Source organism: Erwinia sp. GW821-FHT03D09, assembly GCF_059420805.1.
The window spans coordinates 25,699-48,538 of the sequence record NZ_JBWKUK010000027.1 but is presented as its reverse complement, the minus strand read 5'-3'; the positions used below and the strand labels follow the sequence as shown (position 1 = coordinate 48,538).

Annotated in this window: 21 protein-coding genes, 2 tRNA genes and 1 pseudogene; 12 read left to right on the top strand and 12 right to left on the bottom strand. The window is 54.8% G+C overall.

Going from position 1 to position 22,840, the window contains the following annotated elements:
- Together AC07U6_RS21150 and AC07U6_RS21145 are read left to right on the top strand one after the other, a co-directional pair.
- A tRNA-Ala gene (locus AC07U6_RS21150) sits at positions 1-76 on the top strand.
- A gap of 48 nt (positions 77-124) precedes the next feature.
- A tRNA-Ala gene (locus AC07U6_RS21145) sits at positions 125-200 on the top strand.
- Positions 201-449: 249 nt separating this feature from the next.
- On the opposite strand, the pseudogene AC07U6_RS21140 reads toward AC07U6_RS21145, so the two are convergent.
- The 3 genes and pseudogenes from AC07U6_RS21140 to AC07U6_RS21130 form a co-directional block, all read right to left on the bottom strand.
- Positions 450-845: pseudogene (locus tag AC07U6_RS21140) on the bottom strand (rhodanese-like domain-containing protein); the annotation flags it as partial.
- Positions 844-1,047, bottom strand: a complete 204-nt coding sequence (locus AC07U6_RS21135; protein WP_494763354.1) for a hypothetical protein — start codon at positions 1,045-1,047, stop codon at positions 844-846. The pseudogene AC07U6_RS21140 and the gene AC07U6_RS21135, both read right to left, overlap by 2 nt.
- Before the next feature lie 396 nt (positions 1,048-1,443).
- Positions 1,444-2,628: a NupC/NupG family nucleoside CNT transporter gene (locus tag AC07U6_RS21130; protein WP_494763353.1), complete on the bottom strand. Its 1,185-nt coding sequence runs from the start codon at positions 2,626-2,628 to the stop codon at positions 1,444-1,446.
- 412 nt (positions 2,629-3,040) lie between these two features.
- Here AC07U6_RS21130 and AC07U6_RS21125 point away from each other — a divergent pair, with 412 nt between their 5' ends.
- On the top strand, positions 3,041-4,306 hold the full coding sequence (locus tag AC07U6_RS21125; RefSeq protein WP_494764526.1) for an Nramp family divalent metal transporter: 1,266 nt from the start codon (positions 3,041-3,043) through the stop codon (positions 4,304-4,306).
- 71 nt (positions 4,307-4,377) lie between these two features.
- Here AC07U6_RS21125 and AC07U6_RS21120 read toward each other — a convergent pair whose 3' ends face one another.
- Entirely contained in the window at positions 4,378-4,725 is a 348-nt protein-coding gene (locus AC07U6_RS21120; RefSeq protein ID WP_494763352.1) for a DUF2502 domain-containing protein, read from the bottom strand.
- 420 nt (positions 4,726-5,145) lie between these two features.
- A complete protein-coding gene (mgrA, locus tag AC07U6_RS21115; RefSeq protein ID WP_494763351.1) occupies positions 5,146-6,135 on the bottom strand; it encodes an L-glyceraldehyde 3-phosphate reductase in 990 nt (329 codons plus the stop codon).
- A 205-nt stretch (positions 6,136-6,340) separates the two neighbouring features.
- Here mgrA and AC07U6_RS21110 point away from each other — a divergent pair, with 205 nt between their 5' ends.
- A complete protein-coding gene (locus AC07U6_RS21110; protein ID WP_494763350.1) occupies positions 6,341-7,993 on the top strand; it encodes an alpha-keto acid decarboxylase family protein in 1,653 nt (550 codons plus the stop codon).
- Between the two features lie 158 nt (positions 7,994-8,151).
- Positions 8,152-9,117, top strand: a complete 966-nt coding sequence (gene glk / locus AC07U6_RS21105) for a glucokinase (protein ID WP_494763349.1) — start codon at positions 8,152-8,154, stop codon at positions 9,115-9,117.
- Between the two features lie 28 nt (positions 9,118-9,145).
- Here the strand turns inward: glk and AC07U6_RS21100 are convergent, their stop codons facing one another.
- Both AC07U6_RS21100 and AC07U6_RS21095 read right to left on the bottom strand, forming a co-directional pair.
- Positions 9,146-9,874: a LytR/AlgR family response regulator transcription factor gene (locus AC07U6_RS21100; RefSeq protein WP_494763348.1), complete on the bottom strand. Its 729-nt coding sequence runs from the start codon at positions 9,872-9,874 to the stop codon at positions 9,146-9,148.
- 23 nt (positions 9,875-9,897) lie between these two features.
- On the bottom strand, positions 9,898-11,583 hold the full coding sequence (locus AC07U6_RS21095) for a LytS/YhcK type 5TM receptor domain-containing protein (RefSeq protein ID WP_494764525.1): 1,686 nt from the start codon (positions 11,581-11,583) through the stop codon (positions 9,898-9,900).
- Positions 11,584-12,153: 570 nt separating this feature from the next.
- Here AC07U6_RS21095 and AC07U6_RS21090 point away from each other — a divergent pair.
- Positions 12,154-12,681, top strand: coding sequence for a GNAT family N-acetyltransferase (locus tag AC07U6_RS21090; protein WP_494763347.1), 528 nt, complete (start codon positions 12,154-12,156; stop codon positions 12,679-12,681).
- Between the two features lie 120 nt (positions 12,682-12,801).
- Positions 12,802-14,037 (top strand): alanine transaminase, encoded by a 1,236-nt coding sequence (gene alaC, locus AC07U6_RS21085; protein ID WP_494763346.1) that lies wholly within the window; start codon positions 12,802-12,804, stop codon positions 14,035-14,037.
- 54 nt (positions 14,038-14,091) lie between these two features.
- On the opposite strand, the gene ypdK is transcribed toward alaC, so the two are convergent.
- From ypdK to AC07U6_RS21070, 3 genes are all read right to left on the bottom strand, one after another.
- Positions 14,092-14,163: a membrane protein YpdK gene (gene ypdK / locus AC07U6_RS21080; RefSeq protein ID WP_494764524.1), complete on the bottom strand. Its 72-nt coding sequence runs from the start codon at positions 14,161-14,163 to the stop codon at positions 14,092-14,094.
- Positions 14,164-14,360: 197 nt separating this feature from the next.
- On the bottom strand, positions 14,361-15,389 hold the full coding sequence (locus tag AC07U6_RS21075) for an HlyD family secretion protein (RefSeq protein ID WP_494763345.1): 1,029 nt from the start codon (positions 15,387-15,389) through the stop codon (positions 14,361-14,363).
- Positions 15,386-16,996 carry an MFS transporter gene (locus AC07U6_RS21070; protein WP_494763344.1) on the bottom strand — a complete coding sequence of 537 codons (1,611 nt, stop codon included), beginning with the start codon at positions 16,994-16,996 and terminating at the stop codon, positions 15,386-15,388. The genes AC07U6_RS21075 and AC07U6_RS21070 overlap by 4 nt, the downstream gene beginning before the upstream one ends.
- 164 nt (positions 16,997-17,160) lie before the next feature.
- Here AC07U6_RS21070 and AC07U6_RS21065 point away from each other — a divergent pair, with 164 nt between their 5' ends.
- The 4 genes from AC07U6_RS21065 to AC07U6_RS21050 all read left to right on the top strand — a co-directional run bounded on the left by AC07U6_RS21065 (position 17,161) and on the right by AC07U6_RS21050 (position 19,851).
- Entirely contained in the window at positions 17,161-17,946 is a 786-nt protein-coding gene (locus AC07U6_RS21065) for an IclR family transcriptional regulator (protein WP_494763343.1), read from the top strand.
- A gap of 12 nt (positions 17,947-17,958) precedes the next feature.
- The gene (locus tag AC07U6_RS21060; protein ID WP_494763342.1) at positions 17,959-18,408 is read left to right on the top strand and encodes a universal stress protein; all 450 of its coding nucleotides are present in this window, start codon (positions 17,959-17,961) and stop codon (positions 18,406-18,408) included.
- A 53-nt stretch (positions 18,409-18,461) separates the two neighbouring features.
- Positions 18,462-19,271, top strand: a complete 810-nt coding sequence (locus AC07U6_RS21055; protein WP_494763341.1) for a hypothetical protein — start codon at positions 18,462-18,464, stop codon at positions 19,269-19,271.
- A 298-nt stretch (positions 19,272-19,569) separates the two neighbouring features.
- On the top strand, positions 19,570-19,851 hold the full coding sequence (locus tag AC07U6_RS21050; protein ID WP_105593365.1) for a hypothetical protein: 282 nt from the start codon (positions 19,570-19,572) through the stop codon (positions 19,849-19,851).
- A gap of 117 nt (positions 19,852-19,968) precedes the next feature.
- Here AC07U6_RS21050 and AC07U6_RS21045 read toward each other — a convergent pair whose 3' ends face one another.
- Positions 19,969-20,127, bottom strand: coding sequence for a hypothetical protein (locus AC07U6_RS21045; protein WP_494763340.1), 159 nt, complete (start codon positions 20,125-20,127; stop codon positions 19,969-19,971).
- Positions 20,128-20,419: 292 nt separating this feature from the next.
- On the opposite strand from AC07U6_RS21045, the gene AC07U6_RS21040 reads away from it, so the two are divergent.
- On the top strand, positions 20,420-21,301 hold the full coding sequence (locus tag AC07U6_RS21040; RefSeq protein WP_494763339.1) for an SMP-30/gluconolactonase/LRE family protein: 882 nt from the start codon (positions 20,420-20,422) through the stop codon (positions 21,299-21,301).
- A 48-nt stretch (positions 21,302-21,349) separates the two neighbouring features.
- Here AC07U6_RS21040 and AC07U6_RS21035 read toward each other — a convergent pair whose 3' ends face one another.
- Positions 21,350-22,576, bottom strand: a complete 1,227-nt coding sequence (locus tag AC07U6_RS21035; protein WP_494763338.1) for an L-lactate MFS transporter — start codon at positions 22,574-22,576, stop codon at positions 21,350-21,352.
- Positions 22,577-22,840: the final 264 nt, after the last annotated feature.

Here is a 22,840-nt window from a genome sequence, read left to right as displayed (position 1 = left end):
GGGGGTATAGCTCAGCTGGGAGAGCGCTTGCATGGCATGCAAGAGGTCAGCGGTTCGATCCCGCTTATCTCCACCAAATCTTACCAGAAGATTCAGGTGGTACCGAAAAACAGAGTTTAGTAGTGGGGGTATAGCTCAGCTGGGAGAGCGCTTGCATGGCATGCAAGAGGTCAGCGGTTCGATCCCGCTTATCTCCACCAAATTCTCAAACAGGTCGTTGTTAAAATTAAATCTGCTTAGGCGGATTTTTTCGTTCATTTTTTATGACCACATAGCTGAGTACATAAAAAACCGGGAAGCCAGCTTCAGCCCCCGGTTAATCGTTCGCTCTTTTGAGTGCGCGCCAGGGAAAATAATCGCTTTTCCACTCGACTACTCTGCGTTGCCATAACCTTCAGCAAATCACAGCACACATCCCTGGCCTCAGTCAGCTCGCCCCCCCGGGAGCCTTATCTCAATACCTGAAAACCATGGGTACCATCGCGATCCAGCTGAGCAATCAGGCCGCGTTCCCAGTCAAGATAGGCCTGTAAAGTCGCCGGGGAGATATCTTTGCCTTCATAAGGTCGCAGGTAACGATCGACGCGCGGCAGCAGCAGCCGGGTTTCTCCGTTTTCCACCGGCAGACTGGCGGCTTTCCAGGCGGTGTTACCTCCCTTCAGCGCCAGCACCGGCTTGCCGGTCAGCTGCTCCTGTTTCGGGATGGAATAGCGCGCCAGCAGGCTGCTGCCGCAGGTCACAACATAGCGTGGTGAATCCGGCAGCACGGCGGCTTCTTCTGTGGTCAGTACCGAGCGCTGGAGCCACGCTGCCCCTGGAATATGCGCATTGGCGTAGTTCGCGCTAACGATGCGTCTGATTCGCTTCCAGCTTCAGTCCTGCCCGCGTCCAGCTGAGGATGCCGTCACGCAGGGCGTAAACCGGGTTGGGCAGCCCACTGTCAAACTGGACTTCTTCCCGCACATCAACCAGCGCAACTTCCTGATGGTTTTGCAGATCCAGGCGCAGTTGAGGGTAGTCGCGGGTTAACAGGGTATTTTCGGTCATAAGAGAGTTCCAGACAGTAAGTGAAAGAGATCGCTACTGTCGGAAATGAACGCTCTGTCGTTGAACGACTGGCCTTCATCAACAACAATCCGCAGTAAACGTCGAAGGGTGGCAATTCAGAGGGCCACACTAAGCCGGATTAAAAGGCGAGTGAAATCAATAATTGTTCGTTATTAACCAGCAAATCAGCAATGTTGTGGCGCAGCGCGTGGCGATCGGGGAGTGAAGTGTCATCCGGTCGGTTGAGATGATGTGATAACAGGCGGTAAACACCGTAAACGAATGTGTTCAGGAAAGCGGACAGTGTCAGAAGCATGTGACGGTGGGTAAAGCGGTGACAGCATCAGACGGCGGTTTGACCAAATGAAAATCGGGGCCATCAGGCCCCGATTCGTGTTACAGCACCAGTCCGGCGATAGAAGCCGACAACACGCTGACCAGCGTTGAGCCGTACAGCAGCTTCAGGCCGAAGCGGGACACGACGTTACCCTGTTCTTCATTCAGGCCTTTAATCGCACCGGCAACGATACCGATCGAAGAGAAGTTAGCGAAGGAAACCAGGAACACTGACAGGATACCTTCCGCACGCGGTGACAGCTGGGAGGCAATCTTCTGCAGATCCATCATTGCAACAAACTCGTTAGACACCAGTTTAGTTGCCATGATGCTGCCAACCTGCAGCGCTTCACCGGCAGGAACGCCCATCACCCAGGCAAACGGGAAGAACACGTAGCCAAGAATACCCTGGAAGCTGATGCCGAAAATGGTATCAAACAGGGCATTAATACCGGAGATCAGCGCGATGAAACCAATCAGCATCGCGGCAACGATCACTGCAACTTTGAAACCGGCAAGAATGTATTCACCCAGCATTTCAAAGAAGCTCTGACCTTTGTGCGTATTGTTCAGCTTCAGGTCATCTTCGTTCTCAACGCGGTAAGGGTTGATCAGCGACAGCACAATAAAGGTACTGAACATATTCAGGATCAGCGCCGCCACAACGTACTTAGGCTGCAGCATGGTCATGTAGGCACCCACAATCGACATAGAAACCGTTGACATGGCGGTTGCTGACATGGTGTACATGCGGCGTTCGGACATTTTTCCAAGAATATCTTTATAGGCGATAAAGTTTTCTGACTGTCCCAAAATCAGCGAACTTACCGCGTTAAAGGATTCCAGTTTACCCATGCCGTTGATCTTCGACAGCACCGTACCGATGGCGCGGATGATGATTGGCAGAATGCGGAAATGCTGCAGAATACCGATCAACGCAGAGATAAAGACGATTGGGCACAGAACGTTAAGCCAGAAGAAGGCCAGGCCTTTGTCGCTCATATTACCGAAGACAAAGTTGGTACCTTCCGCCGCGTACTTCAGCAGTTTTTCGAACAGATCCGAGAAGCCTTTAACGAAACCAAGACCGACTTCAGAGTTCAGGAAGAACCAGGCCAGCAGAACTTCGATCACCAAAAGCTGGATAACGAAGCGGACGCGGATATTTTTTCGGTCGCGGCTGACCAGTAAGGCCAACAGCGCAACCACCGCCAGTGCCAGTGCAAAGTGCAGAATGCGGGACATGTTTGCTCCAATAATTTGAGGGCAGTTATATTTCGTTGCACATTCTATGTAACAAGGTTTGGAAAAACGAGACTTAATCTACAATATAACAATTAGCTATTACAGGTTTTTGCAGAAAAGTATGAGCCGTCACAGGTTTTTCTCTTCACTCACCGAAATTTCCCCTGCCTGGATCGTTCACTTCATACTACTTAGCGTAATTGCGCTGAAAAGGCGATGAAAAAAACACCCTGTACCTGGTAAGTGAATTCTGAATGCCCTACAGTGAAAGAGGTTGCTCAATTTTTAGCTTTGACGTACTGTACCTTAAAGTATAGCCAGTGCTATATTTTATAGCGATGGCTATCACAGCGATAACTATAACCATTACAAACGCGTTTAATCATCATTATCATATACGGCAAAAGAGCGTATCAGCCGCAGATCAGGGGTCACCACTATGCTGGAAAGTCGCACTGCGCAGCAGAGCGTCCGCAGTAACCGGAAAATTAAATTTACTCTGATGGGGCCTGCCTTCATCGCGGCGATCGGCTACATCGATCCCGGCAACTTCGCCACCAATATTCAGGCCGGTGCCTCTTACGGCTACAAATTGCTGTGGGTGGTAGTCTGGGCCAACATTATGGCGATGGTGATTCAGCTGATGTCGGCCAAGCTGGGCATCGCCACCGGTAAAAACCTGTGTGAGCATATTCGCGATCGCTTCCCCCGCCCGGCAGTCTGGTTCTACTGGGTGCAGGCAGAAATTATTGCCATGGCTACCGATCTTGCTGAGTTTATCGGTGCGGCGATCGGCTTCAAGCTGGTCTTTGGCGTCAGCCTGCTGCAGGGCGCCATGCTCACCGGGGTGGCCACCTTCCTGATTCTGATGTTGCAAAGCCGAGGCCAAAAGCCGCTTGAACTGGTGATTGGCGGTCTGCTGCTGTTTGTCGCCGCCGCCTACGTGATCGAACTGTTTTTCTCCCAGCCGAAAGTGGTGGATTTACTGCAGGGTATGGCGGTGCCATCGCTGCCAACCGCTGACGCGGTGTTGCTTGCCGCCGGGGTGCTGGGTGCGACCATTATGCCGCACGTGATCTACCTCCACTCTTCGCTGACCCAGAAGAGTGATGGCGGCACGCACAGCGAGCGCTACAGCTCCACAAAGCTGGATGTTGCCATTGCCATGACCATTGCCGGATTCGTTAATCTGGCAATGATGGCTACCGCCGCCGCCGCGTTTCATTTCAGCGGGCACAGCGGTATTGCCGACCTGGATGAGGCCTACCTCACCCTTGATCCTCTATTGGGCAAAGCGGCTGCGGTGGTGTTTGGCCTGAGCCTGCTGGCCGCCGGTCTGTCATCTACGGTCGTTGGCACGATGGCCGGGCAGGTGGTGATGCAGGGCTTTATCCACTTCCATATCCCGCTGCTGGTGCGTCGCGTTATTACTATGGTGCCGTCTTTTGTCGTCATCATTGCGGGCTGGGACCCGACTCGCATTCTGGTGATGAGCCAGGTGGTGCTGAGCTTTGGTATTGCGCTGGCGCTGGTGCCGCTGCTGGCTTTTACCGGCAATCGCGAACTGATGGGCGATATGGTCAATTCGCGGCTGATGCAGAATATTGGTCGGCTGATCGTGGTGATTGTGGTGCTGCTTAACGGCTATCTGCTGGTGTCGATGGCCGCAGGGCTGTAATTTCATTTCTGCAATAAAACGGGGCAATCTTTCAGCGGATTGCCCCGTTTTTTTAAAGACTATTTATGCTTTTAATGGTGATGGCGGCGGTCGCGCTCGTGTTGTCTCCATTCGCGGCGGCGCTCATGTTCCCGCCAGCGTCGCTCTTTCTCCCACTGATGATGGCGGCGCATCTCTTCATGGCGTCGCCACTGCTCGTGCCGCCACCAGCGCCCTTCATCGTAGCGATAGTTATTGCGCCACCAGCGGTCATCACGCCAGCGCCCGCCGTCCCAATAGCGGCCCCGATCGTCACGGTCGCCCAAATGCAAAGTAATGCCCGGAGCCAGAGTTATTCTTGCGCTGTCTGCCTGTGCTGTGTGCAGAGCCAGCGGTGATAAACATGCCAGTAAAGCGGCAATCAACAATAAACGTTTCATATTATCTCCTCATCAGCAGCCCGACTTCTCCACTGTATCAGCAGAATAGGGGCGTGCTCAGTGCGTGACGACTGGCGGAGTCTGAAATGCAACAAAAGATGCGGATTTGGGAATTATCTGGGGCAAGGGGAGAAAACCGATCGGTCACGGGCCTGTCCGGGAGGATGGATGGCACAGAGAAAATGGCTGGTTGAAAGATGAACGAGTCAGTACGGTAAAATTGGCGACACGCTGTACAGTTTCAAACCCCGCGCTTCAGGCGGTGTTTTAACCTGAAGCGCGGGGAAACTGGCGGCAGTTCCTGACTGTAACCTGAAACGATAATTTGCTGGCGGTCGCAGTGGGATAAGCTAAACCTGCGCAGCACGCCAGCACGCCAGCACGCCAGCACGCCAGCACGCCAGCACGCCAGCACGCTAATCAGCCAAGAATGGCATCAATCTGTGCCAGTTCTTCCGCGCTAAAGCTGCGGTTATCCAGCATTCCCAGTGCATCATCAATCTGGCTGGTTTTGCTGGCGCCGATCAGCACCGAGGTCACGCGGTCACCGCGCAGCACCCAGGCCAGCGCCATCTGTGACAGCTTCTGCCCGCGCAGCTGCGCAATGGTGTTGAGGCGGCGAACCTTCTCCATCTTCTCGGCGGTCAGATGATCCTCACTCAGGAAGCGGCTGCCGCTGGCGGCACGTGAATCCTCAGGAATGCCGTTCAGATAGCGATCGGTGAGCATGCCTCCGGCCAGCGGCGAGAAGGCTATGCTGCCAACGCCCTGTTCGGACAGCACGTCCAGCAGGCCCGCTTCCGGTGCGCGTTCGAACATGGAATATTTCGGTTGGTGGATAAGGCAGGGGGTACCCAAATCTTTCAGTATGGTGATAGCTTCGGCCGCCAGCGCCGCCGGATAGTTAGACAGCCCGACGTACAGCGCCTTCCCCTGACGTACCAGATGGTCGAGGGCGGTCATGGTCTCTTCCAGCGGGGTTTCCGGGTCCGGGCGGTGATGATAGAAGATATCCACGTACTCCAGACCCATACGCTTCAGGCTCTGGTCAAGGCTGGAAATCAGATATTTACGTGAACCCCAGTCGCCGTAGGGGCCTGGCCACATGGTATAGCCGGCTTTACTGGAAATAATCAGCTCATCGCGCCACGGGCGAAAATCTTCCCGCAGGATGCGGCCAAAATGCTCTTCGGCAGATCCCGGCGGTGGGCCGTAGTTGTTGGCCAGATCGAAATGAGTGATACCGTTATCAAAGGCGTGACGCAGCAGGTCACGACTGACGTCAACCCGGGTACTGTCGCCAAAATTGTGCCACAGCCCCAGAGAAATTGCTGGAAGCTTCAGGCCGCTGCGGCCACATCGGTAGTAGGTCATGTTTTGATAACGCTGTTCATCTGCCTGATAAAACATAAAAAAATCCCGTCAGTTAAGAAGAAATAAGGCGAATTAGTTGATCAGTGTATACGGTTACACTAACAAAAATAGCGCCACGGATCGCAACTCACGGAGAATTATTAGCGTAACGTTCTGTTGCCATTCTCGGAGCAGCCTTTCTGCTAACGGGGTGAAAATTATCGCTAATACTCAGGTTATGCCCCGCAGAGGAGTGTGAGCAATGAACAGTTATACCGTGGGTGATTATCTGCTGGAACGTTTGAATGAGACGGGCATTGACCATCTGTTTGGCGTGCCGGGCGACTACAATCTGCAATTTCTCGACAGCGTGATTGCCCATCCACGACTGGCGTGGGTCGGCTGTGCCAATGAGCTTAACGCTGCCTACGCCGCTGATGGCTATGCCCGCTGCCGGGGGGCCGCCGCGTTGCTGACCACCTTCGGCGTCGGTGAGCTCAGTGCCATCAACGGTGTGGCCGGCAGCTATGCGGAATATCTGCCGGTGGTGCATATTGTCGGTGCGCCGTCGCAGAGCTCGCAGCATAACGCTGAACTGCTGCATCACACGCTGGGCGATGGGGATTTTCGGCATTTTCTGCGCATGCATCAGGAAATATCGGTGGCCAGCAGCGTGCTGACCGCCGATAACGCCGCGTCTGAAATTGACCGGCTACTGCGCAGTGCGCTGACCGAGCATCGACCGGTATATCTGCTGCTGGCCACCAACGTTGCGGCAAGTCCGATTTCACCGCCGTCATCGCCTTTAGATCTGCACATCAACAATCACGAGCGGCAGCTGGCGGCGTTTGCCGACGCGGCAGAACAGCTGCTGGCCTGCGCCCGCAGCGTAGCGATGCTGGCGGACTTCCTTGCCGACCGTACGGGACAGCAGGAAAGGCTGGCTACCTGGCTGCGGGAGGTGCCGATGCCGTTTGCCACTCTGTTGATGGGCAAAAGCGTGGTGCCCGAAAGCCTGTACGGCTTTGCCGGAACTTATGCCGGCGCGTCCAGCGCGGAGAGCACCCGCGAGGTGATTGAGCAGAGCGAAGTGATTATCACCATTGGTGTTAAGTTCACCGATACCGTCACCGCCGGGTTTACCCAGCAGATCGACAGCGGTAAAACCATCGATGTCGGCCTGAACGAATGCCGGGTTCGGGAACGCTGTTTCCTCGATATACCGATGGCAGCAGCGCTGGAGGTGTTGCACCGGCTGGCAAGGCGGCACGGGAGCGGCTGGCGGCAGCATATTGTTGCTCCTCCCGTGATGGCAGAGGATCGTTCTGCATCGCTAACCCAGGGCAGTTTCTGGCAGGCCATGCAGGCGTTCTTGCGTCCCGGCGATATCGTTCTTGCCGATCAGGGGACCGCCGCGTTTGGCATTGCCGCGCTGCGGCTACCGGAAAATACTCGCCTGCTGGTACAAACGCTGTGGGGATCGATAGGCTATACGCTGCCTGCCGCCTTTGGTGCCGGTACGGCAGAGCCTGGCCGCCGGGTGATCCTGATTATCGGCGACGGCTCTGCGCAGCTAACGGTGCAGGAACTGGGCACCATGCTGCGCGATGGTCAGCGTCCGATTATCTTCCTGCTGAATAACGACGGCTATACGGTCGAACGGGCAATCCACGGCGCCGAACAGCGCTATAACGATATTGCCCGGTGGAACTGGACGCACCTGACCGAAGCGCTGAGTCTGGATAATCCGGCGGAAAGCTGGCGGGTGACGCAAACCGTGCAGCTTGAAGACGTTATGCAGCTGGCGGCCAGCAGTTCACGCTTATCGCTGGTGGAAGTGGTGCTGCCGCGAGCCGATATTCCGCCGCTGCTGGCGGCGGTTACCCGCTCACTGCACGAGCGCAACAGCCGGTAAAGGCGGCGATTTCAGTCGTTCAATCCGGTCAACAGGCTGCAATTTTCCGAAAGGATGAATTTTAGCCCTAAACGCTCACCTTTACTCCCGGTGGGCGTTGTTGTTTTCGCAGTGGAAATTTATAGTGTGTTTACTTGATTAAGCGGAGCAAAACCATAATGACCCAGTATGCTTTGGTAGGTGATGTCGGCGGCACAAATGCGCGCCTGGCACTCTGTCATCTTGAAAGCGGTGCCATCTCGCAGGCCAAAACGTTCTCCACCTCTGACTATGACAGTCTGGAAGCGGTGATCCGTACCTGGCGTGATGAACAGCAGCAGGAAATTCACGATGCCTGTATTGCTATCGCCTGCCCGATCACCGGTGACCGGGTTGAAATGACCAACCACGACTGGGCATTTTCCACCAGTGAGATGAAAGCCAGCCTCGGCCTGAAGCATCTGGAAATTATCAACGATTTTACCGCTGTGTCGATGGCAGTACCGATGTTGCAGGAAGAGCATCTCATGCAGTTCGGCGGCAAAGCGCCTGTGAAAGACAAACCGATCGCCATTTACGGCGCAGGAACCGGGCTTGGAGTTTCTCACCTGGTGCATGTCGATAAACGCTGGGTCAGTCTGCCGGGTGAAGGCGGTCATGTGGATTTCGCGGCCAATAGCGAAGAAGAAGATCAGATCCTCGAAGTGCTGCGTGCCGAACTGGGCCACGTTTCCGCCGAGCGTATTCTCTCCGGCGGCGGTCTGGTGAATCTTTATCGTGCGATTGTGAAGTCAGACGGCCGCGTGCCGGAAGCGCTGAAGCCGCGCGACGTCACCGAGCGGGCGCTGGCCGACAGCTGTACCGACTGCCGCCGCGCGCTGTCGATGTTTTGCGTGATTATGGGGCGCTTCGGCGGCAACCTGGCGCTGAATCTGGGCACCTTCGGCGGCGTATTTATTGCCGGCGGTATCGTGCCGCGCTTCCTCGATTTCTTTAAGGCTTCCGGTTTCCGCGCCGCATTTGAAGATAAAGGTCGCTTCAAAGACTACGTTAGTGATATTCCGGTGTATCTGATCACTCACGATCAGCCGGGCCTGCTGGGTGCCGGTGCGCATCTGCGTCAGACGCTGGGCCAGGTGCTCTAAAGCTGCCCTTCCGCCAGCTGATGCATCATTACAGGCGCATCAGCTGGCGAAACTCCTTCACCTTGCTGCGGCTTACCGGCACCTGAAACTCCAGATCGCGCAGTTTCAAAATGTAGGTATTGTTGAACCAGGGTTCAATCTCGCGGATTTTGCTGAGATTAACGCAGTACGAGCGATGACAGCGGAAGAAGTACTCTTCTGGCAGACGGCTGCAAAATTCCGTCATGTTCATCGACATCACATACTCTTCCCGCCGGGTATACACGAACGTCAGCTTTTCATGCGCTTCGGCATAATAAATATCGTTGATATCGGTCACGATAATACGCTCGTCTTTCACCAGATTGATGCTGTGAGAAGCGGGGCGCGGAGTGGCGGTATTTTTTACCGGGTCCTGACTGACGTGGTTTTCCAGTTTGCGCAGCAGGGTGATAATGCGCATCTCATGGTACGGCTTAAGAATGTAGTCGAATGCTTCCAGTTCAAAAGCATCCACCGCGTGCTCTTTATAGGCGGTAATAAACACTATCAGCGGCTTATTGGCGAACTTACTGATGTTTTGCGCCAGCAGCATACCGTCCAGCGAGGGAATATTGATATCCAGAAATATCACGTCTACCTGATGGCTTTGCAGATATTTCAGAACGTCCAGCCCGTCATCGAAGGTCGCTTCAATGACAATCTGGCTGTGCTGACGGATAAGCCAGCTCAGCTCCTGCTGGGCCAGAAATTCATCTTCAACAATAATCGCTTTCACAACGTTTTCCCGGTTTACAAAAATTATACCGACAGCGAAATACGCTCATTTTCCGGCAGGGAAGTCCCATTTTTACTAATATAGAAGGAAATCTCCGTGCCCGGATTCAGCCGGTGGATATGCAACCCCTCACCATACAATAACCTGACCCGATGATGAACGTTCAGCAGGCCGATTTTATTGCCCGGCATCTCATTATTCTCCACCCGGGCGATAACCTCTTCGGCAATACCGTTGCCGGTATCACGCACCGCAATCCGTACGCGATCGCCATGATCCTGGATACTTAACGTCACCACTCCCTTGCCCCGACAGGGATGAATACCGTGAACAATCGCATTCTCGATCAGCGGCTGGATCAGCAGGCTGGGTAGCGAACAGCTGACATCTTCCTGTATATCGTAGATCACAGTTAGCTTATCGCCGAATCGCGCCTGCTCAATGGCGATGTAGTCCTTCACCTGATACAGCTCTTTCTTGATATCAATGATTTCATCATCGTTCAGTTCAAGGTTGTAGCGCAGATAGCGGGAGAGATTGGTAATCAGCTGCCGCGCGGTGTCCGGATTAAGCCGGATAGAGGAAGAGATGGCATTCAGCGCATTAAACAGGAAGTGGGGGTTAATCTTGCTTTGCAGCGCCCTCAGCTCGGCTTTATTGGCCATTTCCCGCAGCTGTTCGGCGCGCGACACTTCCAGCTGGGTGGAGATGATCTGCGACAGGCCGATGGCCATCTCCTTCAGGGAAGAGGTAATTCGGTGCGCATGGCAGTAGTAAATTTTCAGCGTGCCGGTGACTTCCCCTTTTTCCCACAGCGGGATAACAATCATCGAATGGATTTCCGGCGTTCGATGGGCTTCATCGTTGTTCTTAATGATGATTTTACCCTCGGAAATCGCCGCGGAGGTAGTCGGGCTGATGCCGTCATCGCCGTTGCGGTAGTTCTCTTCGCCAAAACCGACGTAGGCCATGATCTGATGTTTGTCGGTGATCGCCACGGCATCCGCTTTGATATCGCTGCGAATGATTTCGCACACCTGGCGCAGGGAGTGGCTGTTGATCTGACGGAACAGCGGCAGAGTCTTATTGGCAATATCCAGCGCCAGCTTGGCCTGGCGCGCCGCACTGGCCTCCTTTTCGCCCTCTACGCTCTGCACCAGCAGCACGATCAGGCCGATACTGCTGGCTCCGAGGATCATCGGGATGGCGATTTCAGCAACAATACCAATTCCTAATGAGGTCGGGGAAGCCCACAGTACAATCAGTAGCATGGTCAGCGATTCACAGAGCATGCCGCCAACGATCCCGGCGCTCCAGCGTTTCTCTTTCACCACTTTCAGGTTAATCCAGCCGGAGGCGATACCGGCCACGATGCTGGTAATCAGGCAGGGGAACGAGGTCACGCCGTGAATATCGATCAGAAAACGGTGGACTCCGGCAATCACGCCGGTAGCAATCCCTACCCAGGGGCCAAACAGGATGCCGCCGGACATAATGGCAATGGTGCGCACGTTAACCAGCGAGCCTTCAACGTTAATGCCGGTCCAGGTGCTGAACAGGGCAAACAGCGAGAAGATCGCCGTGACGGCGAACAGTTCCTGGCGCGAATGCTCATCCTTTTGCAGCAGCTGGCGAAAATGGCGGGTGCGGGTGATAAAAAACAGACTGATGAGCATCAGCGCTGCGCGGTCAAATACGGCGAGCAACATTTCAAACATAGAATGCACGGGCATCTCGGCTGACGGGGAGCAATGTCACTATGATAAGAAAAGGCGGGCTGATGCGCTACGACTGTGGCAGGGTTCGGCGATATTGATGTGTTAATAGGGGAAATCTTGAGTAGTAAAAAGAGGATGTTGATATTTTCGGCGACTTTGGGCCGGATTGACGATTTTTCACCGTGAATTGAGGAAAGTCTGCAATCTAAAAGGGGGTTACCGCCGTACTTAGTTCCGATATCGCGGTGTAAGGATGAATTTTAGATTAATAGAGGAAAAACCGAGTGCTAAAAAGAGAATGTGAATTTTCAGATTTGCGATATGAAAAAGCCCTGGGAAAACATTCTCTGCCATATCCTCTGGTAAAACTTATCTTAGTCTTTTTTCAACGACATGAATAACCATAACAATGATATTGAGATCGTCTAGCCAAAAATGGATTTTGCCACGGCATCCTGTCGTTATCCGCGCACTTTTTTGCTAACGTCACGTCATTAGTGGGTGAAAAGCGGTACTTAAAAAACGTCTAACGTCTGGATTTTTCCTTATTTTGAGATATCTATGCAACTGACCTCAGAGCGATTAATTCTCACCCGGCTCGAGCCGGAAGACTGGCAGCTGTTTTTACAGGTACACAGTGATGAAACCAGCATGCGGTTTATCAGCGCCGTGCCGCAGCTGGCGGACATCCGTCAGCGCTTTCAGGACCGTCTTGCGCCCTGGCAGATCACCAGTTTCCATATGCTGTGCCTGGTGGTACGGCGCAAAGAGGATGGTGAAGCGGTGGGGCTGATCGGCACCAATGCCGAATGGGCGCCGTACCGGCAGGCGGAAGTCGGTTATTCGCTGCTCAGCGCCCATTTTGGTCGCGGCTACGGCAGCGAAGCGCTGGCCGCGCTGAGCGCGTATTTGTTCCGCGACTGCGAGTTCCATAAGCTGAAGGCGCAGGTGGTGGAGGGCAACTGGGCTTCACGCCGGGTGCTGGAAAAAAACGGCTTCGAGCTGGAAGGTACGCTGCGGGATAATTATCTGCTGCGCGGGCAGTGGGTGAATGACTGGCTGTTTGGACGCGTTAATCCACTGGGATAAAAAATTTTATCCGGCCTATCGACATCCCTCGGAATATTACGCTATGTTCGTTGCACGGCCACCGCAGTGGCCGGCGTCGCTCGGACGGTCCGGGCGCTAACGTAAGCGAGCAAAAATACTATGGCTGATATCAGTTCAACCCGTCGTTTCTCCCGTATAGAACGCCTTCCACCCTACGTGTTCAACATCACCGCTGAACTGAAGATGGCCGCACGTCGTCGTGGCGAAGATATAATCGATTTCAGCATGGGCAATCCCGATGGCCCAACGCCACCGCACATTGTGGAAAAACTCTGCACCGTTGCCCAGCGCGAAGATACCCACGGCTATTCCACCTCGCGCGGTATTCCCCGCCTGCGCCGGGCGATTTCCCGCTGGTATGCCGATCGCTACCAGGTGGAGATTGACCCGGAATCGGAAGCCATTGCCACCATCGGTTCGAAAGAGGGTCTGGCGCACCTGATGCTGGCGACGCTCGATCATGGCGATACGGTGCTGGTGCCGAATCCCAGCTACCCGATCCATATTTACGGCGCGGTTATCGCCGGCGCGCAGGTGCGTTCCGTGCCGCTGGTGGCGGGTGTTGACTTCTTTAACGAACTCGAACGCGCCATCCGCGAAAGCTACCCCAAGCCAAAAATGATGATCCTCGGCTTCCCCTCCAACCCGACCGCGCAGTGTGTGGAGCTGGGCTTCTTTGAGCGCGTCATCGCTCTGGCGAAGCAGTATAACGTGCTGGTGGTTCACGATCTGGCCTATGCCGATATCGTTTATGACGGGTGGAAAGCGCCGTCGATTATGGAAGTTCCGGGCGCGCGCGACGTCGCAGTTGAGTTCTTCACCCTGTCAAAAAGCTACAATATGGCCGGCTGGCGTATTGGTTTTATGGTGGGAAATAAAGATCTGGTTGCCGCGCTGGCGCGCATTAAAAGCTATCACGACTACGGCACGTTTACCCCACTGCAGGTTGCGGCCATTGCCGCGCTGGAGGGCGATCAGCAATGCGTACGCGATATTGCCGAGCAGTACAAGCGCCGCCGCGATGTGCTGGTGAAGGGACTGCACGAAGCGGGGTGGATGGTCGAGAACCCTAAAGCCTCAATGTACGTCTGGGCCAAAATTCCCGAGCAGTATGCCCATCTGGGATCGCTGGAGTTTGCCAGGCTGCTGCTGCAGGAAGCCAAAGTCTGCGTTTCACCGGGAATTGGTTTTGGTGACTATGGCGACACCCACGTACGATTTGCGCTGATTGAGAACAGCGATCGTATACGTCAGGCGGTAAGAGGGATTAAAACCATGTTCCGGGCAGATGGCATATTGTCATCTGCCGCGAAAGGTAGCGCAGAAACGCTCTGATAGCGAGCGGAATCAACAAGGGTCAGGCATGCCTGACCCTCTTTTCGGGAAGCTCTACAGCATCAGATAAAAGGTGCCGACCCAAAGGAACAGGATAAACGAGATCCCCATAAACGCGTATTTCACGAACAGCTCCTCTGCGCGGTTACGGCTATGGCGATCCCGGACCAGCGTAACGCGAACAGAATCAACCTCAGGCGGACTTATTAATGCCGGACGCGCTAAGGCAGGGTAGCCATGGGGAACCCACGGCAGGATCGATCGCTAATCTACCCGCATTGCCTGGCAAAATAAAGGCGATTGTGCTGAGAACTTTCTCACATTTAGCGAATTTCTAATTCAGGAATCACTGACATTCCCACTCGCAGACGAGCCAGATCCGGCTGATCCCTCTCCAGAATGATTTTTACCGGCAGGCGCTGGACCACTTTGGTGTAGTTGCCGGTGGCATTATCCGCGGTGATTGCTGCAAACGTTGAGCCGGTTGCCGGAGCAATGCTGTCAACGTGGCCGCGCAGGGTGACGCCGGGCAGGGCGTCAACGGTAATACTGACCGGCTGCCCGCTGCTGACGTGCGCCAGCTGCGTTTCCAGGAAATTCGCCAGCACATAGCTTTGCTGTAGCGGAACGACCGCCAGCAGGCGTGTACCGGCAGAAACCCACGCACCTTCACGCAGCGAGCGCTGGCCTACCGTACCGGAAATCGGTGCGGTGATGCGGGTATAGGAAAGGTTCAGTTCGGCCTGATCGACGCTGGCTTTCGACGCGGCAATATCGGCTTCCGCCTGGCGCACGCTGGCCTGCAGTACCGGGACCTGCTTACGGGCGGCAAGCACGGCGGCCTGGCTCTGCTTCACCTGGGCGGCAGCGCTCAGCATGGTGGAGTTCGATTTCTGCTGCTCGTCGGCGGTGGCCGTGCCGCTTTTCAGCAGCTGGCGGTAACGTTCTGCGTTTTGCCCTGCATAGTTCAGTGAGGCCTGGCTGGCGGTGACTGCGGCTTCATTTTGCGCAATCGTTGCCTGCTGCTGATCGAGCTGCGCTTGAACGCTACTCAGTTTGGCTTCGCTAATCTGCAAATTCGCCCGGGCGGTTTCCAGTGCCACGCGGTAGTCGCGATCGTCAATTGTTGCCAGCAGGTCACCAGCCTTCACCTGCTGGTTATCCGCCACGCTCACCTGACTGATATAGCCGGAAATTTTTGGCGCCACCAGCGTGTAGTCGGCAGTCACCACCGCGTCATTGGTGCGATAGTCGTGGCTGCCGATTGCCGACCAGATAAAAAAGGCTATCCCCAGCAGGGCCAGCAACAGTAGCGCCAGCAGTGAAGTACGTTTTGCAGGTGTGAAACTCATGATGTTGTTCTCGTTGTTCGCGAAGCAGAATTAATGAGGGTTTGCGGCGGCCAGACGCGTTTAGGCAGCCAGGCGGTCAGCAGGACCAGCAGCAGAGCAAAGCCGATAATCAACAGGTAGGTATCGCTGATACTGAGGATTGTCGCCTGATGTTTGACCAGCGTACTGAAGTGGCTGAGATTTTCCGTCGAGCTGGCTGAACCATCTGGTAGCAGCGGCTGGAGGCTGCTGGCCGCCTCACTGCCCGTTGCCGTTATCAGCCAGGGGCGGTTACCCAGATTATCGACCAGCACGTGTGAGTGGAACTTCTCGCGATGGGTGAGAAAGTTCTCCACCAGGCAGCCAGCCGCAACGCTGGAAAAGCCGCGCACGGTATTAAACATCGCCGAGGCAAACGGTCCTTCCGGCGGCATCACCACGCTGGTGGCACTCATCAGTACCGGCAGGATCAGCATCGGCTGGCCGAAAGCCTGCAGTGCCTGGATTAGCCAGAAATTCTGCCGCGCCCACTCATCGGTCAGCTGCGTGCCCAGCAGGCAGGAGGCGATCATCAGTCCGGCCCCGGCGGTTAACACCCAGCGGCAGTCCACCTGCCGAAGATTCAGCAGCGTGGCGACAAGCGGAGCGATCAGCAGCTGCGGCAGGCCGATGATTAGCGCCAGCGGGGCAAACTGTGCGGTGCGGAAGCCCTCAATCTGTGCAAAGTAGACTGAAGGCAGCGCCGATCCGGAGAGCGACACCATCAATACCCCCGCCAGAACCAGCAGGCCGTGGGTGAGATTTTTACGCTGTAGCATCTGCAATTTGAACAGCGGCAGCGGATGATACCACTCGTTAATAAAGAAGGTCACCAGCAGTGCGGCGGACGCCAGCAGCAGGCCGGCGATAAGCGGCGATTCAAACCACTCCAGCCGTTCCCCCTGGGTTAAGCCGAGGATCAGCAGTGCCATACCGCTACAGCCGGTCACCATTCCAAAGGCATCGATTTGCCGCAAACGTTCAAGACGCAGCGGGTCCTGCGGCAGCCCCCAACCGATCAGCAGGGCGGCAATCAGACAGGGTGGGATCACCTGCCAGAAAGCAAACTGCCAGCCAACCGAATCGGTCCAGAAGGCCGCGAGGGAGGCGGCCATATTCGGGCCGAAGGTCGCGGTCATCGCATAGGCCGCCAGGCCATAAAGCTTGACGTTCGGCGGCAGAAAGCGCAGCGCCACGGTCATCAGCATCGGTGGCAGCGCACCGCCGAACAGGCCCTGAATCACCCGAAGAGTGATAAACAGCGCGGGATCGGTCACTAACGGCTGGATCAATGCCAGACTGGCGAACCCCGTTGCCACCACCATGGTAAAACGGCGCAGGGAAAAGGTCACCGCCAGCCACGGGGCGATCATCATCGCAGCAACTTCTGCTGCCTGGTAGGCCGAGGTGATCCAGCTACCGGTATCGTAGTCGATGCCGATCGCCGCACGGATATCCGCCAGCGCCAGATCGGTTACGCGATCGTTAAGGCCGGAACTGAGCGTGGCGATCAGCACCCCGATCAGCCCGAGAGCCAGGCGCAGGGTAAAAGGATGCGGCGGCGGCATCGCCACCGGCGGGCTGTTCATAGCAGGTGCTCCGGGAGGATTATTATTATCAATGCAGTGTATTGCATCGTGATACATTGGCGAAGATATTACATATTGATACAGTGTATTGCAATGCGATGCAGTGTGCCGGACAGGGTAAAAAAGTGCTACAGTAAGCCCGACATCAAGGAAAGAGAATCGTTATGTCTGAACCCTCAATACCGCACGACGAAGAACGGACCGGTGGCATTCAGGTCATCTCTCGGGCGGCAAAAATTCTGGATGCGCTTGGCGCAAAACCTAACGGGATGAGCCTCGGCGAAATTGCGCTGGCGGTGGACCTGCCGCGTTCAACCGTGCAACGCATCGTGGCTGCACTGGATTCCGTGCAGCTGGTTCGCAGCCACGGCAACGCTGGTGGGGTTCGGCTTGGCCCGGCACTGCTGCGGCTGATTGCCAACGTGCATACCGACGTGGTGGCGATTGCTCAGCCCTGGCTACAGGCGCTGTGCCAGGCAACGGGCGAAACGGTGTCGCTGGGCAGGGCCAGCGGGCTGCAGCTGGCCATTGTGCATTATGTGGTGGCCGAACGCGAACTGCGGGTGGTGCCGCGCATCGGTATGAACCTGCCGCTCTACAGCACTTCCGGCGGCCGTGCGCTGCTGGCGCTGGACAGCGATGAGGCCGCCCGGGAGCTGCTCGGCGAAGCCTACCAGGCAATCACCGATCTGACCGTGCGTGATTTCCCGGCGCTGCTGGCGCATTTAACGGAAATTCGCCACACCGGTCTGGCCTATGACCGCGGTGAAACGCTGGAAGGGGTGTCAACAATGGCGGTGGCTATCGATACCATTTTGGGGCGTTTCTCCATTAGTCTTCTGGTCCCCACTCCCCGTTTTGAAAAATTTGAAGATCATTACCGTCAGGAGATCCTGAAATGTAAGCTCGGGATGGTGGATGAAATTGGCAAAGTGGCATTGCGTGACTAACAGGAGAAAACTATGAAAACGCTTTTGGTCGCCGTTGATAACTCTGGTATTGCTCGTAAGGTTGTGGCGCTGGCCACGGAACAGGCGCTGGCGCTGCGGGCCGAGGTGGTGGTGCTGTGCTGTGCTGACGTCAGCTACGCGTCATCCGGGCCGTTTGAGATCGAAGCCGGGGAAGATCCCAGTGATTTTGGCATGGCGCTGGACGAACAGAACACGGCAGAAGCCGTCGTGCGCCGCGCGCTGTCGGAGCTGCAAAAATCCGGCGTGACGGCGCGCGGTCGGGTGATTGCCGGTGAATCTGCAGAAACCATCGTCGCGCAGTCCAACGCGCTGAACGCCGCGATGATTATTATGGGACGGCGGCACCTTTCTTCATTTAACCGCCTGCTAAAAGGCTCGTGCAGCGCATCGGTGATAGAACGCGCCAGCTGTCCGGTACTCGTTGACGTTCGGGCGGATTAAGCCCTTTTATCTCAGGCCGGCATAACCGGCCTGACTGCATCAGGAAAACCGTTTTGATTTCTCAACCCGTATTAATTTCTTCAGCGATTGCGCTGGTCTGGCTGGTGGTGATTGCGCTACTGGTGAAGCGCGGCAGCCTGGGGAAAATTGCCGCTCTGCTACTGCTGATCCTGCCATTGGCGGCGGGTAACCTTTACTACTTTCGCTGGATGGCACCACAGCAAGCGGAGACGGCCCGGCTGGATGCCGCCCAGCTTAAACTGGCGACGCTGCCGGTTTGGCGTACCATTAAAGTGCAGCAGCCAGCGCTGTACCGGCAGGCCAGCGATGAGCTGCTGAACGGTCTGCATAGCGGTCTGACCGAGCAGCAGGCCTTTGACCGGCTGCGCCCGCTGGCGGCTGATTTACTTAATCAGCGAATTAAATCCGCCGCGGACGAGGATCTTATTGGTTATATGAAAGTGTCGCTGGAGGAGATGAAACAGCTTCGTCAGCAGAGCGCCGATCGCTGCTTCCGCTTCCTGTTCCCGCAGGTCAGGGGAGGCGTGGATATTGCCGAACTGCTGCCGCAGTCGCTGGTTGAGAGTGAAATGCAGACGATGGACAAGCTGTTAGTTAACAGCAGCGGTAGCGATCGCATGGTGGATTTGCCGCGCGGACGTCAGCAGCTTCAGTCGGTAGTCAGAACGCTGTACGGTAAGTGGGGCAGTGACTTACAAACCCTGAATACCCCTGCCGAACCAGGCGTGGATGAGAGCAAACTCTGCGATATGACCATCGATCTTTATCAGTCTGTGCTGGCACTTGCGGATAAAGATTCAGCCAATATTTTGCGTATAATTATTAGTGGAACAGGTAATTAATCCTGAAAAAAAGCCCGCTCGCCGCGGGCATAAGTCATTAAGTAAAGCAATGATATAACAATAAAAAGCCTGGTGTGGTTCAGATATTTGCGTTGTCTGGATGCATAGTCGCACTGAACGGCTGAAAACGCCAGGCGTCTCCCCGAATTGATTCAATCGGTAAAACATTGCATTTTTCTGCTCTGCACTCTGTGAGGTATACAGGTGCTCCGCTGAGTAAAAAAATGCAAATGCGCCGTAGGCTGATAGTTCCCGGAGGCGAGGTTGTTATCATGCTGCCCGGAGGAAAAAAGCAATGATGAAAACAAAAATAACCGCCTTATTGGCACTGCTGCTGCTGGCGGGATGTACGTCCAGCAAGCCAGGCGCATTTGAAAAAGTAGACGAAGACCCGGCAGTGAATACCGTACAGTATCGCTTTAACCCGACTAAAGTGGATAAGGTGGCGCTGGCTGAAGATATTGAGCGTTACTGCACCGAAAGGGGATTTGATAAAGTTGAGGCGTTGTCTCCGCAGGAGAGTCACGTGCCGGGATTAATGAAAGCCTGGTATCAGTGTAATTACAGTATTAAAAGCTAAAAAAATGGGCGGATAATTATCCGCCTAATCTTTATCAACAATAACTACTCTTCTTTATTGTTATCTTGCCGTGTGCAGGCTTTGCCCGCCGTCGGTGAGATATCTCACCGGATAAGTTTACCAGCCCCGATGTGGGCCGCCGCGATGGTAGCCGCCATGATAGCCACCGCCTCCGTGATATCCCCCGCCGCCATGATGACGGGGGGCAACGATACAGCCGCTCAGCATGATAATCAGTGCCATTACAGAGGTCGCTTTCATTATATTTTTCATCATTTCACTCCTGCCATTTCGATACGTACAAATTTAACAAGGCAAAATGGAGGAATGATGCTGGCAGTGTAGAGTTATTTAATTAAATATTTCAAATAATTTCAATTGTGAAAATTACAATCTGTCAGTCGAATTATTAAATAAGAATAGTATTAAATACATCTCTATTTTATAAGAATTATCTTAAACTAATATATATCCTGATTTGCGCGCGTTAAGCGATGACGTTTATTTTTGTGCTTCTGTGGGAAAAATAACGTAAATTCTAACCGTACATTCTCATCAAGGAGTGGTAATGAGCTATCAGGTAGAAAACGTACTGCGCACGCAGGCCGAACTGGGTGAATGCCCGCTCTGGGACACGCGGCAGCAGGTATTGTGGTTTGTCGATATTCTGGCCCCCGCGCTGCATCGCTTCGATCCGTCCAGCGGTGAACATCAGGTCTGGCCGGTGGCGGAAGATATTGGCTGCATCGGCCTGCGCGAAGAAGGTGGGTTGATTGCCGCACTGCGCAGCGGGGTGTGTTTTCTTGATGAACAGGGGAAAATTGTCCGGCGCATCGCCGCTAACCCCGGTGAGGCGGCGCGGAGCCGTTTTAACGATGGCCGCGTCGATCCGTTTGGCCGCTTCTGGTGCGGCAGCCTGTGGGAACCTCAGGATCGTAACGGCGGCAAACTGTGCCGCGTAGATGAGCATCTGCGGCTGATGGTACAGGCGGAAGATGTCAAAATTTCCAACGGGCTGGCATTTTCACCCGATCGTTGCTGGATGTACCACACTGATACGCCGAACGGCGTGATGTACCGTTATCCGCTTGATGCCGCAGGTGAGCCGGGCAAGCGCGAAGTGGTCAGGCACTTTATACAGCAGCAGGGCGGTTTGCCGGATGGTGCCGCCGTAGACAGCGAAGGCTTCTACTGGTCGGCAATGTTCTTCGGCCAGCGGGTGATTCGCCTTGACCCAACCAGCGGTGACATTGTTGATGAGATCCCACTGCCGGTGCGCTGGCCCACCATGGTGGCGTTTGGCGGCAGCGATTTGAAAACGCTGTATATCACCAGCTCGCGGGAAAACCGAACCGCAGAGGAACTGGCGCAGTATCCGCAGTCCGGCGATCTGTTTGCCGTGCGGGTCAATGTGGCCGGATTGCCCGAACCGCGCTTTATCCATCAATAAAAAAAACCGCCATCGGTCAGGACGGCGGTTCTGCTTATCAATTCGCTATCAGGCGTGCTGCAGTTCTTTTTTCTGCTGCGCAGTGGCGTTTGGCATACGGATCACCGCCGACATTAGCAGTGACACCACCAGCAGCGCCATAATCAGGCTGAAAGTCACCATAAAGCCGCCGAACAGGGATGCAATCAGCGAGCCAAGCACACTACCGATACCGAAGCCGAGGTAAATCACGCCATAGTTTTTGGTCAGGTTGTTGAGACCGAAGAAATCACTGACCAGCGATGGATAAACGGTAATAGTGCCACCGAAGCTGAAAGCCACGCAGGCTACGGCAATAAAGAAGGTGGTTTCATTCATGCTGCTGAACAACAGGATGCCCATGCCGCACAGAGAAACGACCTGTGCGAGGCTGATTACCCGGATACGTGCCACTTTATCAGACATGATGCCCAGAACCAGGCGACCGCTCAGGTTAGCGATAGCGATAATGGTTACCGCGCTGGCGGCGGTTTGCGCGCTGAGATGAACCAGGCTCTCACCGATATCCTTCGCCACACCAATCACATACAAACCGCTCATGCAGGCCGTCAGGAACATCAGCGCCAGCATCCAGTACTGCGGCATACGCATGGATTCTGCCAGGGTGAAATCACGAGCCGGCTGAACGCTGCTGCTGGCTGAAGCTTTCTGCAGCGGCGCATCCTTCATCATCAGTGAGCCCAGCACGATCATGCTCATCGCCAGTCCTCCCCAGATCATAAAGGTGGTTTCCAGGCTGTTCACGCTGAGCAGATAGCTACAGATAAATTTAAAACCCAGGCTACCCAATCCGTAAGCACCGATCGAGCAGGCAGAAATCAGACCCTTACGCTCCGGGAACCACTTCACGCAGTTAGACAGGGTAATCAGATAGCCCGCGCCATCCGCCAGGCCGACCAGCACGCCTGCGGTCAGGTACAGCATAAACAGGTTATCCGCCTGCGAGGTCAGCATCAGGCCAGTGGCCATCAGCAAACCGGCGGACAGCGTGACTTTACGTACGCCAAAACGCTCCTGCAGTTTCCCGGCAACGGAAGAAGCCAGGGCCAGGCCAAGACTCAGCAGACCAAAGGAGAATGCGACCTTACTGATCGGTGCATCCAGCTTGCTGGACAGTTGTCCGTTGAACAGGCTCCAGGTATAAACCGAACCGAGGGCAAACTGAGTAATGATGGTACCAATCAGGGTTAGCCAGCGGGTGCGGTTAACGCTGCTGCTTAGGGTTGGTGTACTCATATATTTCTCCCAATGGGAAGGCTAAGAATCTTTAAATTGGGAAAATTTTAAGCCAGTCGGCGTTATCCGCGGCGTAAAAGGGCATGAAGTGCCGCATTCAGGGAATGAAATGCACGGATAACGACATGAATGACATCGGGCAGACGTTTTGGTGGCCTTGAAGTAAAGTGAATATATTGATTTAAATCAATTTTTTTTAAAATTTAGCAGCCGGGTCATATGGTGTCAATGGGGCGACGGTGGTTGATAATAGTGGCTGCGAAG